This is a genomic window from Neptuniibacter sp. (assembly GCF_024231755.1).
Lineage (GTDB): Bacteria > Pseudomonadota > Gammaproteobacteria > Pseudomonadales > Balneatricaceae > Neptuniibacter.
In genome coordinates, this window is sequence record NZ_JAAEQH010000227.1 from 1 (window position 1) to 741 (window position 741).

General features: G+C 47.6%; 1 protein-coding gene. It reads left to right on the top strand.

Going from position 1 to position 741, the window contains the following annotated elements; translation table 11 throughout:
- Positions 1 to 21 precede the first annotated feature (21 nt).
- Positions 22 to 741 (top strand): hypothetical protein (locus GY843_RS11820; protein ID WP_297309843.1); only part of this gene is annotated, 720 nt, incomplete at its 3' end.

The window sequence follows — 741 nt, forward strand, 5'->3', positions numbered from 1 at the left end:
ACCTACATAATGGATACCATCTTGACAGAAGGCGGTGCCGGTAGGCTTGCTGCTGCGCTTATCGCATACGGAGATGTCGCATCTCCTGTATTCACATCTGCGAGCGTTAACCAATCGGCAAACAACAATACGATCCTGGCTAATGGTTCTTATGGCTTGTCTGCTATTGAAGCAAAGGTAGACACAGCTATAACCGATGTGGGGAACCTTAATAATGTATCGGCAGCAGACGTAAACGCTCAATGTGATGCCGCTATTGAAACTTACAAACTAGATCATCTTATATCAGCAGCGGCAGCAGAAGACGAGGTTGCTGACAATTCTATTATTGCAAGGCTTGCAGCGACAGAAGGCGACTGGTCAGAGTTTAACGATGAGAATCATTCACTTGAAGCTTTAAGGGTTAGGGGGGATGCAGCATGGTCTTCTGGTGCATCAAACCCGAACGTATTGCTCGAAGCAGAAGTCGCAACGGTTGGCTCTCAAACGTCTTTTACTCTTGCCTCTGGCTCGGATGAAGATGATGCTTATAACGACCAAGCTATCGTGCTGTATGATGATTCAAACAGCGACTATCCAAGCGTTAGGGTCGTATCTGACTATACTGGGGCATCAAAGACGGTAACGATTGACAGCGGGGCAGATTTTACGCTTGGAACAGATGATTCAGTAAAAATATTTGTAACCGCGCCCGGTACGTCTGCGCCTACAGCGGCACAGGTGGCTGATGCTGTATGGGAC